Here is a 16,623-nt window from a genome sequence, read left to right on the forward strand (position 1 = left end):
ACTATGTCCAAAAAGATTGCCGTGATTGGCGAATGCATGATTGAGCTGTCACAGAAAGGCGCAGATGTTCAGCGCGGATTCGGTGGCGACACATTGAATACCTCCGTTTACATTGCCCGTCAGGTTGATGCTGCGGCGCTCTCCGTGCACTACGTCACGGCGCTGGGCACGGACAGTTTCAGCCAGCAGATGCTCGAGTCATGGCAAGGCGAAAACGTGGATACCTCGCTGACGCAGCGCATGGAAAACCGTCTGCCTGGCCTCTACTACATCGAGACGGACAGCACCGGTGAGCGGACGTTCTATTACTGGCGCAACGAAGCAGCAGCGAAATTCTGGCTGGAGAGCGAACAGTCAGCGGCTATCTGCGAAGAGCTGGCGACCTTTGATTATCTCTACCTGAGCGGTATCAGCCTCGCGATCCTGAGCCCATCCAGCCGCGACAAACTGCTGTCGCTGCTGCGAGAATGCCGCGCCAACGGCGGGAAAGTGATTTTCGACAACAACTATCGTCCGCGCCTGTGGGCCAGCAAAGAAGAGACCCGGCAGGTGTATCAGAAGATGCTGGAATGCACTGATATTGCCTTCCTGACGCTGGATGACGAAGATTTGCTCTGGGGCGTGAAGCCGGTTGAAGAGGTGATCGCACGGACGCATGCCGCGGGTGTGCAGGAAGTGGTGGTGAAACGCGGTGCGGATTCGTGCCTGGTGTCTGTCGACGGTAACGCACCGATCGACGTTCCTGCGGTGAAACTGCCGAAAGAAAAAGTGATCGATACCACCGCCGCTGGCGATTCGTTCAGCGCCGGGTATCTGGCCGTTCGCCTGACCGGCGGCGATGCGGTTAACGCTGCCAAACGAGGCCACCTGACCGCCAGCACCATTATTCAGCATCGCGGGGCGATTATCCCACGCGACGCCATGCCGCAGTAAGACCAACGCCGCAGGCGCGGCGTAAACGCCTTATCCGGCCCGGGAAACGCGTTCTTCCAGGCCGGATAAGCGCAGCATCATCAGGCAATCCACCCCTACCGTGCAGCCGGAATATCTGTCACTTCCGGATGCGCATCGTCCGTTTCTGCCGGTGTCGCCGCAGCAGTCACCGGCGCCATGATTTGATCCCACGTCGCCTGCAACGCCTTCATGTTGAATTCCGGTTCGCCTTTCGGCTGTAGCAAAATCAGCGCCATATCCTGCGACAACTGCTGACGCAGATCCTGATTCAACATCTCAACGGTCAGGCTGTTCAGGAAGTCCTGACGCAAACGCTGGTACTGTTCAGGCGCGATATCCACGACCTGATTTTGCAGCGAGCGCAGACGCTGACTGATGAGAATATCGGTATCGGTACGAGCGTAGGTCGCAAACAGTTTCTGCAGCTCCAGATTCTTTTGCGCCACCAGGGCGTTGAACTCTTCTTCCGGCAGGCCGTTATCACGTACCTTCGCCAGTTCACGCGCCACGGTGCTCAGATTGGCGGAAATCTTGTCGTTTGGCGATTCGATGTTGATTGCACACTGGGCGCGCAGGAACAGCACGCGGCAGTCAAAGCCGAGGCCGATATCTTTCGCGTTGTTCTTACTCAGCGCCTGCTGGACGTGCCAGAACAGCGCCTCACGCGCTAAATCCGCGCGCCAGTAGCGCAACAGCGCGGCAGATTCGCGAATCGGCTGCCACGGCGTATCCCACATGACAGAGAGACGATCCTGGCGCACCGCGTCGGTCATAATGCTCACCGCCTCCGCACGCAACGGCGAGAGCGTCGGCACCGGCGCAGGGGTTTCACGTTTCCCTTTCAGTTCACCAAAGGTTTTGTTGATTTGCTCGGCCACCGACCGCGCATCAACGTTGCCGACAACAATCAGCGTCATCGCGTCTGGGGTGTACCACTTCTGGTAGAACTCATGCACTTTCTCCGCGTCCACCGGCATTTTTACCGGCTCGGCAGGATCGTGACCCAACAGCGCCGACCCTTTCAGACGATAGCGCCACCAGCCGTCTTTCGTATCGACGGGCAGCGTGGTGACCATGTCCTCTGTGTTTAGCGCATGATTGACGACGTCGGGGGTGATCGTCAGTTTGCCCATCGTGTTCGCCAGATAGTTCAGCGACTCTTTCAGCAGGTCGCTGCGGTTATTGGGCAGGCTGAGATTGTACTGTGTGGAGTCGTAAGAGACGGTGACGGGCGGCATCGGACGTTTAGGGTCAAAACCCTGCTGCCACAGTGAACGTGCCTGCGCGGCATCAAGGCCGCCACTTTGGGTTAACGCAATACGGGGAATAAGATGACTGAAACCGCTCTGTTGAGTACTTTCGGCGAGCGAACCGGTATTTACCTGCAGGCGGACCTCGATACGGTCGCTGGGGCGCTGCGGGGTGGCTAACACTTGCCACTGTAAACCATTCGCCAGCGTCCCCTGTTGCCATGCTGGGTCAGGCTGGAGCGCATCTGCCTGCACATAGCCAGCAGTGGCCATCATCAGCAAACCGCCCGCTAAAAGTCGAATTTTTGTGCCCTGCATGTGAACCCCTGATCAACAATCCTGGTAATAAAAAGACAACCCCAGTTAGGCTTGTCTGAATATGACGTTAAAAACACTTCGTGTTAGACCGCAAGAACATGAAAATGTCACGGAAGAAGTGAAATAAACCCGATACCTCCATGTTGAAGGATTCGGGCCCAGGGGTCAATTATGCGCAGGAGCCCGCAGCCCCACAAGGGACTGCGGTCATAAGTATCGAAATTAAGAGGATATTTCGTGCGTTTTGCCTTCAGGTGCACGATTATTCAGCACATCATCAAGCTTCTTGTGGTCCAGTTCCTTCACCCACTTCGCGACCACGACCGTTGCCACGCCGTTACCGACCAGATTGGTCAGCGCACGGGCTTCAGACATGAAACGGTCGATACCGAGGATAAGCGCCAGACCGGCAACCGGCAGATGGCCAACCGCAGAGATAGTGGCCGCCAGCACGATAAAGCCACTTCCGGTCACGCCCGCCGCCCCTTTCGAGGAGAGCAGCAGTACCACCAGCAGCGTAATCTGATGGAAGATATCCATATGACTGTTGGTGGCCTGGGCGATAAACACCGCCGCCATCGTCAGGTATATCGAGGTTCCATCAAGGTTAAACGAATAGCCGGTGGGAATCACCAGCCCCACAACCGACTTGCGACAGCCAAGCTTTTCCATCTTGTCGAGCATACGCGGTAACGCAGACTCGGAAGAGGACGTCCCCAGCACGATCAGCAGTTCTTCACGAATATAGCGGATAAACTTAAAGATGCTGAAGCCTGTTGCACGGGCGATCGAACCCAGCACAACAACCACAAACAGGATACAGGTGATGTAGAAGCAAACAATCAGTTGCCCCAACTGCACCAGCGTACCCACGCCATATTTACCGATGGTAAACGCCATCGCCCCGAACGCCCCGATTGGCGCCAGACGCATGATCATGTTGATGATGCCGAAAATGACCTGCGAGAAGCTTTCAATGACGTTGAAAATCAGTTGGCCTTTGCTGCCCAGACGATGCAGGGCAAACCCAAACATCACCGCAAACAGCAGAACCTGCAAGATGTTACCACTGGCAAAGGCGCCAATGACGCTGCCCGGGATAATATCCATCAGGAAGCCTACGATTCCCTGGTCTTTTGCCTGTTCGGCGTAAATCGCTACCGCTTTCGCATCCAGCGTTGCCGGATCGACGTTCATCCCGGCACCGGGCTGTACCACGTTAACGATGATGAGACCAATGATCAGCGCAATCGTACTGACAATCTCAAAGTAAAGCAGCGCAACTGCACCTGTACGGCCCACCGCTTTCATACTTTCCATGCCTGCAATGCCAGTCACGACAGTACAGAAGATAACCGGTGCGATGACCATCTTGATCAGCTTAACGAACGCGTCGCCAAGCGGTTTCATTTGTGCGCCTAATTCAGGGTAGTAATGGCCAAGGAGAATACCAATGGCAATTGCTGTCAGGACCTGAAAGTAGAGGCTTTTAAACAGAGAGATTTTCATAGGGTGTCCTTGAAGTAAAAACCACAGGTCTTATAAGGTTTTGGTTAACCTGCGGCCTTAAAATAACACCCAGACAACATCACAGAAATGCACCAAGATCATAATTGAAACAAAAATGTTAAAAACCTTGAGCTGGCTCGCACAAGCCGGACCTTTTTAAAGTATTGTAATCACATCAATTGTGCTTCAGATAACGTTCTTCGAAGGTTTCAGCGGGTACCGCACGGGCATAAAGGAAGCCCTGAGCGATTTCAACCCCCGCCTGCGCCAGCCATTCACGCTGCGCTTCGGTCTCGACGCCTTCCGCCACCATCTGCAAATTCAGACTGCGCGCCAGCAGGATAATCGCCGAGACCATGCTGTTATCTTCCGGCAGGCCATCGACAAACATTTTGTCGATTTTCAGCACGTCGATGGGCAGGGATTTCATGTGCTGGAGCTGGCGCAGCCCCGCGTAGCCCATGCCAAAATCGTCCAGCGCGATACGCACGCCGGCGTTACGCAACGGACGCAGTATCGCCACGGCGGCATGCGGGTCGTCGATCCGCCGACTCTCCGTCACTTCCAGAATGAGCGTACCCGGCTGGATACGATAACGATTTAACAGTTCCAGCATGTCTGACACCATATTCGGGTGCATCAACTGGAGTGCTGACAGATTGACCGACAGCGGCAGCGTGATCCCCCGTTCCTGCCAGGCTGCGAGCTGACGACAAGATTCTTCCAACACCCAGTGGCCCACGGTGACCATCAGGCCGCAGGACTCAATCCGCTCAATCAACCCTTCCGGCAATTCCCAGCTCCCGTCAGGCTGCTGCATACGCAGCAACGCTTCGGCGCTGACCACGTTGCCGCTGCTCATCTCCACCTGAGGCTGCAACCAGAGGGCAAAGCGGTGATTGTCCAGCGCGGTGAGAATATCGCTCTCTTCGGTCAGCCGTTTCTGGGCGATTTCCATCTGCTCAGGATCGAAGAACTGAATCTGATTTTTGCCCTTGCGCCGGGCGGTAAACGCTGCGGATACCGCGCGCCCATAGAGCTGTTCGGCGCTGAGATCGCCGTAATACATCGCCACGCCAATGCAGCAGCTTGGGCGGAGTTGGATCCCCTGCACCGGCAATCGCTCATTGATGATAGTGAGTACTTGCTGACCTAATGTGATCGCGTGCCACGGCTCTTTGACGCCGTGGGCGATAATGGCAAAATCGTAACCGCTGATCTGCGCGAGCACCATTCTCGGTGACAGCACCGATTTCAGTTTCTCCACCAGCGTCAGCAGCAGAATTTCCCGCTGCGCCTCTTTCAGCACGCCCGCCGTATCGCGCAGCGTTTCGCAGGTGACAATCATCAGCGCCGTGGTGTGCTGACGCGACACGACCTGCTCGAGCAGCCCCATCAGGAACGCTTTGTTCGGCAGGTCAGAGACCGGAAAACGCATCGCGTTATCCGTCTGCTCTTCGCTGTGGCGCTGGACCAGTTGTTGATTGAGGTTGTAGCTGCGCACCAGCAGACCAATCTCATCGTCATGATGCAGACGCGGCAACGCCAGCTGATGTCCAATCAAATCCTGTTGCGGAATGTTATTCAGCTCGCGGGCAATTTTGCGCAGCGGGTGCAAAATCAGGCGATTCACGCACCAGCTAATGGCGACTGTTAGCATCAGGGATAAAAGTAAGTAAATGGTCACTAACGTAGACAGCGTGCTCATCACAAACTTATACATGCGGAATGAGTCGGCCTGGAGCACCAGATATGCCAGCGGTTGCGGATTTGCAGGACGTTCAAGTGAATAGACAGGCAGCGAGATCTGCACCGGCAGTTCGAAGAGTCGGGTTATCATGACTGGAACGGGCCGTTCAGGGATAAAGCTCATGCGCAGCGCCTGAAACTGATTCGGTAGCACCACATCGGCCCGTTGCACCACCCCCGCCGGTTTGATACTGGCAAGAATCGCTTCGGCTCCGGGAATATCGGCTTTTAAAATTGAGGCAGACAGCGGTTCACGTACCGAACGGGCAATACTTTCCAGTTGCGTCGCCGTGTTGTAGCGGTTCTGCTGCACCAGATGAAACAGCAAAACGGTACAAAACAGAAACACAAACACCATGACAACGGCAGCCACCATTGCCATCTGCTTAATTGTTAACGAGCGACTGACGCGCAATATTGTCTCCCCCGGATATCCCAGATTGCCGCCCGAGTATACCCGATCGCGGCGGCATTGAGAGAGGCTGTGTCTGAAAAGGATTTTTCTGATTACCAGTCCGCGTAAGGCACCAGCGGCTGCGGCGGTAAATCCATATCGCCCTGCCAGCCTGCGGCGGAATAACGAACATACAGCAGTAAATGGCTAGGCGCGTAGTCTTTTGCCTGTTGAATATCCACCGCGGTCCCGACAAACCAGTTCGAGGTCACCCGACGCTCAATCAGCGCCCGCGCGGTATAACCAAAGCCCTGGCTGCTTCCGCCGCCGTTAGTTTGCTCGATGGCTTCCTGGTGGTAATCCGACGGAATCAGATTCAACAACGGATAACGCGGCATGGTTTTGGTGCGCGAATGCGACCAGGATACGGAACCGCCCAGCTCCCAGGACCAGTTTTCCGTCCGCTGACGCCACATTACCGGCACCGCGAAGGACAGGTATTCCTGCGGACTGTAGTAGCCACCGTGGCCCAGCGAATAACCGCTCAGGTCTTTGTCGTAGTGCCAAATCATATTGTTCAGGCCCACGGTGACACGGCGATTATTCTCGTTGATGATTTTGTAGTAGTAACCCGTCATCCACCGGACGCGCCAGTTATCCTCGACATTTTTCCCGGTTAACCGATCGGCGCCGAGTGAAGCCCAGACGCCGTTGGCTTCACCTTTGTCGTAGCTGAGGCTAATCCCGCCGCCATCAGCACGAATGCCACCCCATTTTTTACCGGTGTTGACGTCGTTGCTGTCGCCGTTGTGGCTCTGCGCATCTTTCTGTCCGCCAAAGGCCAGCAGCGAACTGGAAATCGGACGGCGGTGCGCGTTCAGGGTATAACCCAACGGCCCAATGTCATTGCTGTAACTGACGCCGCCGACCACATCGACAACGTTGAAGCCCATCGGCGTGGTGCCGATATCCCAACTCCAGGTGTCATTCTTCCAGCCAACAGCGACGCTCGCCCCCGTGTCCGACTGGCTGCGACTGCCGCTACAGTCTTCCAGCGTACAGGTGCCCCAGTTATTCTTGTAGCGACCATTGTCATCAGTCGAGAAGCTACCTGCATTCATGTTGACCAGATCGGTACGGAAGAACATGCGACCGTCCGAATACGGCGCATCCACATGCAGCATAGTGGTATGCGCTTTTAGATCAGAATAGCCGCCGGTACCGCTCGATCCCCAGTAGTCATGCTCCAGCGTGACGTTCAGATCCTGCTGACGATACAAATCCGCCGCATCGCTGCGCACGCCACGCTTCAGCCAGTCATCTTTTTCATCGTTACGGGTCAGACGGGTAAAGGTGTCATTATCCTGCGGACGCGTTGGCGTAATACCGGACGCCACCATCGCATCTTTGTACGTATCCAGCGCCTGTTGCGGCTCGCCGCTCTGCGCCTGGAAATGCGCGGCGTCACGCAGCACCATTGCGCTTTCCATTGATGGCGGCTGCGCTTTGGCCTGCGGAATCAACGTATTGAAGGTCTGTTGTGCCGCAGCGGTATCGCCAAGCTGCATTTGTGCCAGCGCGATTCGCCGCTGCATGTTGATTGACGGCGTCTGCGTTGCGGGCAGTTTTGCCAGTTGCGCTCGCGCGGCAGGCTTGTCGCCCTGGGCGATGTACACTTCCGTCAGCCCCAGCATCGCATCGACGTTATCCGGTTCGCGCGCCAGCACGGCGTCGTATGAACCTCGCGCCGCATTGTATTCCCCGCGCTGCTGCGCCCAGTCGGCCAGCGTTAAATCGAGACGGGTGGAGGCAGGCTGTTGGCGTAACAGCGCTTCAGCCTCAGCCTCCCGGCCGCTGTCGCGCAGACGATTCGCCGTTTCCAGCACCTGGTTGCTTTGCAGGCGATCGGCCAGTTCCTGAATGTTACTGTTCCACTGACTGCGCGGCAGGCTGTTGATATGCGCCAGCGCCGCCCGATCCTGATCATTGCCGGACAGGTACAGCCCATATGCATACACCTGTTCCGGGTCGTTGGGTTTCTGACGCGCCAGCGCGCTCATCTGCGCATCAGCCTGACTGCGCTGCCCGGCCTGCCACAGATCGCGTGACAGACGATACGTTATCCAGACGCTGCCCGGATCCAGCGCCAGTCGGCGGCGTTGCAGTTCCGCGGCCTGTGCCCAGTTGCCCTGGTTCTCCAGCGTTTCGGCCTGCTGCGCCAGACGATCGTTTTCCAGTCCGCGTTCAATATCATCAATGCTGCGACGCTGGCTGGCAGAGAGCGTGGCAATAAACGCGGAGGCTTTCTCCGGCGACTGCGCGCGATAGAGGTTTGCCAGACCGCGTACGGCATTGGTATTGCCGCTGTCCATGCGCAGCGTCTGCTGGTAATAGCGCTCGGCAGCCGGATAATCTTTCCGCGCCATTGCTGCATCGCCCAGCCCCAGTACCGCATAGCTGTCGGTATTGTCGATGTTTCTGGCCTGTTGATAGAGACGTTCAGCCTGGTCAATATTGTTGGCTTTGAGCGCGGCATCACCCTGCTGAATCGCCAGCCAGTAACTGTTCACTTTCAGCAGGCTTTCCCACTTGCTGCGACTCCCGCTCTGCGGATCCATCGCCAGCGCTTTCTTAAACTGCGCAACGGCGCTGGCGCGATCGCCTCGCTGAGAGTAGGCCTGCCCCAGCGCACCCACGGCTTCGCTGTCGTTTTGGTTGGCTCTCACCGCCTGCTGTAATTCTGAAACCGCCCGTCCGCCCTGACCTGCGTCCACTGCCGCCAGCCCCTGCGCACGCGCGCGGAATGTCGGATCGGAAAGCTGTTTTTGCTGTTCGCTAAGCTTACTGCGTGCCGCAGCCACGCTGTCCCCCTCACTGAATACCGTGAGGTATTTTTGCAGCGCCTTCACGCTGGCATCGCTGACCGGCAGATCTTTGATCTGGGTGTACCAGATCGTGGACGCGGCATTCCGCCCGGTGTTGGATTTGGCCATCTGCTCCAGAACCACAAAGCCTTCGGCCGGGCGATCGTTATCAAACAACAGCTGTGCCAGCGTATTTTGCAATGTGTTATTGCCCGGACTGCGGGCGTTAATCACCTTGAGCTGATTAATCGCCTGATTGCGGCGGGCCGGAATTTTTGCCACCGCGCTCCAGTACTCCACTTCCAGGTCGCCTTCCGGCGGGTTGCCCTTGAATAACTTATCATAGGCGGCAACCGCCTCTGCGGCATGCCCGGTTGTCGCCTGTAGACGCGCCTGCTGTAACGACTGACGCCCATCCGGCGTCGCTAACAGCATAGTGGTTTGGGACGATTTATAGGCATTAGAACCCGGCGCTAATTGAGAAAGTCGATCAAGCTGTTTCTGCGCGCCGTCGTTATCGCCCTGACGCAGCAGGTAACGAAAGCGAGCGGCAATAACGTCAGGATTATTCGGGTCCATCAGTTCGAGGCGATAGAGCGACTGGCGCACCAGATCTTCACGGTGCGTTGCTTCTCCCAGCCGCACCTGCTCCAGCAACTGCTGTTGCGCCGACGGCGCGGCGTCGGCAAAGGGCATCAGGGCAATGCCGAGTGAAACCCCGAGTAAACTTAATTTGAACTTGCGCATTCCTGGCCCCAGTCAGGTAGTAACTCACCTTTGGCGGTGAAGCGATAACGATGCTGATCCCACCCTTGTCCGAAGAGGGTTAGCACGTAGCTGTAGTAGGCATCGCTGCCGGGGAAATGGTCTGTTACGCGCTGTCGCTGCACCGCTTGTGCATCGCGGTTTTGCAGGAAAGGCAGTAAGGCCGCAGAAAAGCCTACCGGGCCATTGCCCTGCGCTTTGCCGCTGGCGACGTCCACTTTCTCCGGCGGGAGACCGTTTTTAGTTGTCAGGGTTGCCATCGGTTTGAATTTTGCCAGCAGCCGTGCTTTCTGCGGGTCGCCGTCATGCATCATGCCCACCCACAGATAGACGCGAATTGCGTCGTAACTGCTGACCAGCGTTTTCTCTGCCTTCAGTTGCCAGCCTTTGTTTTTCTCGTAACGAACCCAGTCCGGTGAGAAACCTTTCGGCGCCGTTTCTAACAGCAGTCGCTGGTTGGTTTCACGCAGAGTGGACCATGGCGCGCCGAAACGGGTGAAATACTGCGCCAGCTGCGGTGGCAGATAGCTCGGATTAAAGCGCCAGGTGTTGGCGTCGGCAAAACCAATCTTGCCGGGTAACAGCATGGAGCCCAGCCCCGGCACCGTCACCACTTCTTCGCTGGCAATGCGTTTCAACAAGGCTTTGCCGATCTCGGTATAGCGCGGTTCTTTCCACAAGCGTCCCGCCTCCAGCAGCGACCACGCGATCCAGATATCACCGTCAGAAGCAGAGTTGCTATCCAGCACCGCCCAGGTGGAGGGATCTTTCTGCCCCCACAGCCAGGCGGGCAGATGATCTTTTAGTGAACCTTGTGCCAGATTATTCTCTGTCCATGCCAGCAGCGTATCAAAAGCCTGGCGATCGTTAGCGGCGAGGGCAAAGAACATCGCATAGCTTTGCCCTTCCGAAGTGGTGATTTTGCGTGCGTCGCTGGGATCAATCACCCGCCCTTCCTGACTGATGTAATCCTTTTTAAAGTGATCCCACTCAGGCCAGGTACAGGCCGCCTGTACACTCAGCGCGGCCAGCATTAACACCATGACTATCCCACTTCGCAACGCGTTCATTATTTATCACTCATGATCCGGATCGAGACGGCGGCGACTGATGATGCGCAGCAGACGCCACAGTACCCAGGCCAGTAATACCACGCTGATCGCCGCCAGCACCGCTAACAGCACCGGATGGTTAGCCAGCGCGTACCACAGACGTTCAAACCACGGCAGGTGACCCACATAGTAGATCTCGCCGACGCGTAAACTGCTCACGCCAGATTCACGGATCACCGAGACGGAACCAAACATCGCCGCCCGTTTGCCGCTGTCATTGATGGCCTGGTTCAGCAACTCATAGCCGCGCGGACTATCCGCCAGCAGCGCCACCACGCTACGCTGATCGTGAAACGGCGACTGGAAGCCGACGACCGCTGCCATCGGTCCACTCGACGTTACCGTCGCCTGCGCATCCGCTTTGCGATCGGCTTCATCCGGCATGATGCTCGGGAACGTCGTCTGGCGCATTGGGGTTTTCACCCAGCTTTCTGCCGCCTGAACCAGCAGGTCGATACGCTTGTCGTCTTTCAGTTTGTCCGGGATCGAGCCGATAATCAGGATGTCCGCATCTTTGCCCTGAATCTGGCTGCTGTCATCGGTGATAGTCAGGTTAATCGCCGGGAAGCCGGTTTGCGCGCCAATAGTGCCTGTCGCGTCGAGCAGTGTTTCCATCTGCGCTTCGTTCGGCGTTTTCGGCATCACGGTGAGGGTTTCCGACAGATCCGCCATGCGGCTGAACGGGAAGCCCGCGTTCGCAAACGCGCGCAGATCCGGCATCGCTATGAAGTGGTAGTACTTCGAGAAGTCGATGGTGGAGTCGTCGCCAATCACCACATGATTCGGCACCGGCTGGAAGGTAATACAGTTTTCAACCGAGCCGCCCGGCATCGGGTTCATGTACTCGAAGTTAAACCGCAACTGGTTCATCGCGCCCAGCTTCAGCGCCGGAATGGCAACGTCCGTTTTCCCGTCCAGCAGTCCTTGCAGCACCGGCAGACGCAGCAACAGACGATTGCTCTTCTCATTGCTGGTCAGACTAAAGGCTTGCAGGAACTGGTTGTTCAGACTGATATCCATGCGCGAACTGTCTTTGGTCGGCGGCGTGGTGTAACGGTAATTGAGATTCATATCAATACCGGTACTGCGCAGCAGATAGAGATCCGGCGGCAGGTTCAGCGAGACGTTGATCGCGGCAGGTTCCATCCCGGTGGACTGCAACTGCTCATCATAGGTTTTCAGTTCACCGAAGGTGACCGGGCGATCGGTGCGCACCCAGTTTGGCGCATCGTACGGTTTACGCGCCAGCAGCGGTTTCACCTCGTTGACTTCCACACGGCTTCCGCGGAAGAGAATGTTGCCCTGGGCAATCCCTTTTGCGGCCTGCAGCAGATCGTTGTCGTCACGACCGAACACCACCAGCAGTTTCACGTAAGGGTTATCCGGATGGCTGATCATTTCGATCACTGGCGCTTTCACCGGCGGATGTTCACGCAGGAAATCAGGTCGCTTGTCGTTAGTGGCAAAGACGATCGCATTACGATCTGGCAGCGTGTTGTACAGCACCGGGAAGTGCTGGCCTCGCCAGCCCGCCCGGGAACCAAACCAGGACGATACGATCGACGCCGCCTGTTGCAGGGTACGATCCGGCGAGCCGGCAAAGACCATGGGCAGCGTCACCGCGCGGTTGTCGCGTGGATCGAAGAACGGTACCGGGAAGTGCGAGAGATCGTTTTGCACTTCCAGCGTCTGGTAGGTGAGGTCCAGCATGCTGCTGCGACCGACGTCCAGCCACAGCGTACTGCTGGCCGGGTTTTCACAAACTTGCTGATAGTGGCCGACAAACTCCAGCCGCACACGGTTAAAGTCGGTGATAAACAATGGGTTGATCGGCATTTGCGCCAGCGTCTTTTTGCCCAACTGTTCCTGGGTGACCGGCAGCACGCCCATCAGCTCATCGTTCAGATAGACCTTGAGCTGCGACTGTATCGGCAGCAGGGATGGCGACGGGGTGTACTCCAGATTCAGCACGGCTCTGGAGACCACTTCATCGCTACGCATGCCAAATTCAATACTGCCATTAGGGTTCACGCCACGCAGCACCATGCTGCCCGGCGGCGGCGCGATCTGCGCAAACGTCAGTTTCACGTCACGAGATGGGCCATTCTGCGCCACAATCGGCGCATCAGCTCCCTCAACGCCCGGCATCACCTGACCCACCGGCTGATTTTCATCTGCCTGTGCAGGGGCAGCCGCCGCCGGGGCCACGGTTGGCTCAGTGTTTATCAATGGTTGCGTTGCCGGCGTCGCATTCGTCATGAATGAAGGGATTGCGCTCATCCCCATTGCCACTGCACAAATCCAGGAAAGTTTTCTTTTCATCGCATTATCATCATTGTTGAGCCATAACCTGATCCGGCTGTTGCACCGCCACCTCGTCCTGCTCCGGACGGCGTGGAATGAACGACACAACCCAGGAAACCAGAGAAGTCAGAGACCGGAAAACTATTTTCACGGAAGATGGGGAGAATTCCGCAAGATGGCGATAGCCACGGAAACCCAGCTTCAGAATATCCAACAGGCTTTCCAGCGGCTTATCTTCCGGATAGCTGTCCTGCCAGAGCGCCCATGTATCAGCACGGGCAAACGTACACTGCACAAAATCGATATGCTGTTTGGTGGTCAGCGGCATCAGTTGCAGCCCCACCTGTTCACCCCAAACGCGCGCTACCTGTGTCGGGAAGACATATTCCTGCTGGCCGCGTTTGAGCAGTAAATTCACCTTCTGCCCTTCCAGCACCTGGGCCTGACCGTTGATCTTGATCCCCAGACCGCCGTCGGAGAAATCATGGACGGTGCACGAGAACAGATGTCCGTCCTCACGGGCAATCGCCGCTGGCATAGAAATTTCAACACGGTGTGAGCGGCGAACCTGTTTACTTTCAACCGATACCGCCACCGCGCCGCCGAGGATAATCAGGTTGTAGAACACCCACACCAGGCTGACGATAACAGTCAGCATTTCGTTTTCCGGCCCGTAGAAGTAACGCCAGACGCCGACCGCCACACCGAACAGGTTAAGCAGTACCAGGTAGATGTACGGACGGGAAATCACCCAGTCGACATACTCTTCTTCTACCAGCCCGCCCTTTGCAGTGACGTTAAACTTCCCTTTGTGCGGGTTGATCAGCGCCACCAGCGTCGGCGGCGCAATGTACCAGGCCAGCACCGTTTCGTAGATCTCACTCCAGAAGGAGTGGCGGTACTTGCCCTGAATCTTCGAGTTGGTCAGGCTGGCGTGAACCATGTGCGGCAGGACGAACAGCGCAATCATCAGCGCGGGCGCATAGATGATATAGGCATGCAGTAGTAGGAACGCCAGCGGAGCGGTCAGGAAGATCAGCCGTGGAACACCTGACAGGAAGTGGAACATCGCGTTGACGTAACATAATCGCTGAGCGAACTTCAGCCCTTTGCCGGTCAAGGGGTTATCGAGTCGGAAAATCTGTACCATTCCGCGCGCCCAGCGAATGCGCTGACCGATGTGAGCAGATAAGCTTTCGGTCGCCAGCCCTGCCGCCTGCGGAATGCGCATGTACGCGGAGGTATAACCGCGACGGTGCAGACGCAGCGACGTATGCGCATCCTCAGTCACCGTCTCAACGGCAATACCACCAATCTCATCGAGCGGTTTACGGCGAATCACCGCACAAGAACCGCAGAAGAAGGTGGCATCCCACATGTCATTACCGTCCTGTACCAGACCGTAAAACAGCGTGCCTTCGTTTGGCGTCTTGCGAAAACGCCCGAGGTTACGTTCAAACGGGTCCGGGGAGAAGAAGTGGTGCGGCGTCTGCATCATCGCCAGCTTCTTGTCTTTCAGGAACCATCCCATCGTCATTTGCAGGAACGAACGCGTCGGCACGTGGTCGCAGTCAAAGATCGAAACGAACTCGCCTTTGGCGTATTTCAGCGCATTGTTAATGTTCCCGGCTTTGGCGTGCTCATGGGTAGTGCGGGCGATATATTTCACCCCCACGGTCTGGGCGAACTGGCGGAACTCTTCACGCCCGCCATCGTCGAGGATCCAGATATTGAGCTTATCTTTCGGCCAGTCGATACCCAGCGACGCATAAATGGTGTTCTTCACTACGTGCAGATCTTCGTTGTAAGTCGGCACAAAGATATCGACCGACGGCCATTGAGACATATCTTTTGGCAGCGGCACCGGCTGGCGGTTCAGCGGCCAGACGACCTGGAAGTAACCCAGCACCAGCACAATCCACGCATAGGTTTCGGCAAACAGCAGGATCAACCCGCAGACCAGACTCACCGGATCGTCCCAGTTCAGCGTGGAGGTATAGCGCCACCAGATATAGCGGCACGATACCGTCAGCGACAGCACAATCAGCATCAGCGCGGAGAAGCGCCCCGGCATGCGGCGCACGATCAGCGCAACGCCCCACAGCAGTATCAGGAAGATGAATTGCGCCAGCGGGTTAAACGGCTGGGTCACGCATATCAGCGCCAGAATCAACGAAAAAGTGACAATAATCCCGATGATAAAGCGACGCGCGCCAGAGCTCAGGTGACCAAGCTCTTTTTGTTTATCCAGGTGCGTGGTGTTTTGCGTCACGCGTCCCGGTAGCGCATCCATCCACTGGTGATAACGCCCTCTGACGCCTTGCAGACGGGAGAAGGTTTGCCAGCGAGGCTGCGTCGTCTCCTGACGCGGCGAGGTCGCCATCAGCCAGAGGGTCTGAATGGCATAACGGGCAGGATCTAACGGGCGCGGGCGCGCGGCATTGATATGAGGATAGAGCGCTTTACGCTCGGCACGGATACGCTGCCAGCGCGGGTGCTCCAGCGGGATGAAGACCCATGCGAGAATCACCCACAGGCAACCCAGCGCCGCGCTGAAAGGCGACGCGCCATGACGACGATAACCCTGATAGCGCTCGCTTAAGCGGGCGCTGACCGGCGGAATAAGCAACCACCGGGACAGGACACTCATGATGCGCTCCCGACAGGAGTTTTTTGACCTGCGTAATGTAATAAACACCAGTTTGCCAGCGTCAGCACTTCTTCTGCGGCCAGTGAGTCACTGCGGTATTCCCCCAACGGCTGTTTGGCCGCCATGCACTCAGCCATCGCTTCATCGCGGTGAATCACCATCGGCAGCAGACGACGCTGACTCTGTAGCCAGACCTGGTAGAGATCGTCCTGCAACTGGCTGCCAACACGTAAGTCGTTAATTAAAATATGCGCGCCCGCCGGCAGCGATTGCTGATGCAAACGGACATGGCAGTTGGTGTCGGCTTTGACAATCGCCAGCGTGTGGTCGCACTCAATGACCAGTTGTCGGGTTAACGGCGCGGAACCCGGCGGCAGATCCAGTAAAATCCATGAGTAACGCCCACTCTCTTTCAGCGCACGGATGCCCGCCGCGATGCCGCCCAGTCGTTCCAGCCAGCGGTCAGGATATTCCCGCTCCTGCGCCGTCAGTTGACCAAACGGCAGCAAATCAAGCTGCGAGGTATAACGCATCCCGCCTTCCTGCCAGTCACGACCATCAAGTATCGCTCTGGCCCAGCCGTCGCGATGAGAAAAATCGACGTTGAATGACAGGCGCAACAAATTATCGGGGCTGGTATCCACAACCAGGACGTTTTCCCCTAATAATTGCAATGACCAGGCCAGTGCAGCCGCGATCGACGTCGTGCCCACTCCGCCTCGTATGCCCTGAAGTCCCAGAATGGCCATCCACG

General features: G+C 56.9%; 9 protein-coding genes. 1 reads left to right on the forward strand and 8 read right to left on the reverse strand.

Translation table 11 applies throughout. The features are described 5' to 3' along the window. The first annotated feature begins 3 nt into the window (after positions 1 to 3). The gene (locus JTI98_RS03900) at positions 4 to 933 is read left to right on the forward strand and encodes a sugar kinase (protein WP_216081938.1); all 930 of its coding nucleotides are present in this window, start codon (positions 4 to 6) and stop codon (positions 931 to 933) included. A gap of 95 nt (positions 934 to 1,028) precedes the next feature. On the opposite strand, the gene JTI98_RS03905 is transcribed toward JTI98_RS03900, so the two are convergent. The 8 genes from JTI98_RS03905 to bcsQ form a co-directional block, all read right to left on the reverse strand. Continuing rightward, positions 1,029 to 2,522, reverse strand: coding sequence for a pitrilysin family protein (locus tag JTI98_RS03905; protein ID WP_044328802.1), 1,494 nt, complete (start codon positions 2,520 to 2,522; stop codon positions 1,029 to 1,031). A 222-nt stretch (positions 2,523 to 2,744) separates the two neighbouring features. Further along, positions 2,745 to 4,031 (reverse strand): C4-dicarboxylate transporter DctC, encoded by a 1,287-nt coding sequence (gene dctA, locus JTI98_RS03910; RefSeq protein WP_042323143.1) that lies wholly within the window; start codon positions 4,029 to 4,031, stop codon positions 2,745 to 2,747. Positions 4,032 to 4,206: 175 nt separating this feature from the next. Next, the gene (gene hmsP, locus JTI98_RS03915; RefSeq protein ID WP_042998543.1) at positions 4,207 to 6,195 is read right to left on the reverse strand and encodes a biofilm formation regulator HmsP; all 1,989 of its coding nucleotides are present in this window, start codon (positions 6,193 to 6,195) and stop codon (positions 4,207 to 4,209) included. A gap of 92 nt (positions 6,196 to 6,287) precedes the next feature. After that, positions 6,288 to 9,785 carry a cellulose synthase complex outer membrane protein BcsC gene (bcsC, locus tag JTI98_RS03920; protein WP_216081939.1) on the reverse strand — a complete coding sequence of 1,166 codons (3,498 nt, stop codon included), beginning with the start codon at positions 9,783 to 9,785 and terminating at the stop codon, positions 6,288 to 6,290. Further along, on the reverse strand, positions 9,767 to 10,873 hold the full coding sequence (bcsZ, locus tag JTI98_RS03925) for a cellulose synthase complex periplasmic endoglucanase BcsZ (protein WP_058587427.1): 1,107 nt from the start codon (positions 10,871 to 10,873) through the stop codon (positions 9,767 to 9,769). Before bcsZ ends, bcsC begins: the two co-directional genes overlap by 19 nt. A gap of 6 nt (positions 10,874 to 10,879) precedes the next feature. Continuing rightward, entirely contained in the window at positions 10,880 to 13,237 is a 2,358-nt protein-coding gene (gene bcsB, locus JTI98_RS03930) for a cellulose biosynthesis cyclic di-GMP-binding regulatory protein BcsB (protein WP_216081940.1), read from the reverse strand. Positions 13,238 to 13,247: 10 nt separating this feature from the next. Continuing rightward, a complete protein-coding gene (gene bcsA, locus JTI98_RS03935; RefSeq protein ID WP_046401663.1) occupies positions 13,248 to 15,869 on the reverse strand; it encodes a UDP-forming cellulose synthase catalytic subunit in 2,622 nt (873 codons plus the stop codon). After that, positions 15,866 to 16,618, reverse strand: coding sequence for a cellulose biosynthesis protein BcsQ (bcsQ, locus tag JTI98_RS03940; protein ID WP_216081941.1), 753 nt, complete (start codon positions 16,616 to 16,618; stop codon positions 15,866 to 15,868). The genes bcsA and bcsQ overlap by 4 nt, the downstream gene beginning before the upstream one ends. Positions 16,619 to 16,623: the final 5 nt, after the last annotated feature.

The organism is Citrobacter sp. MGH 55, assembly GCF_016906145.1.
Lineage (GTDB): Bacteria > Pseudomonadota > Gammaproteobacteria > Enterobacterales > Enterobacteriaceae > Citrobacter_A > Citrobacter_A amalonaticus.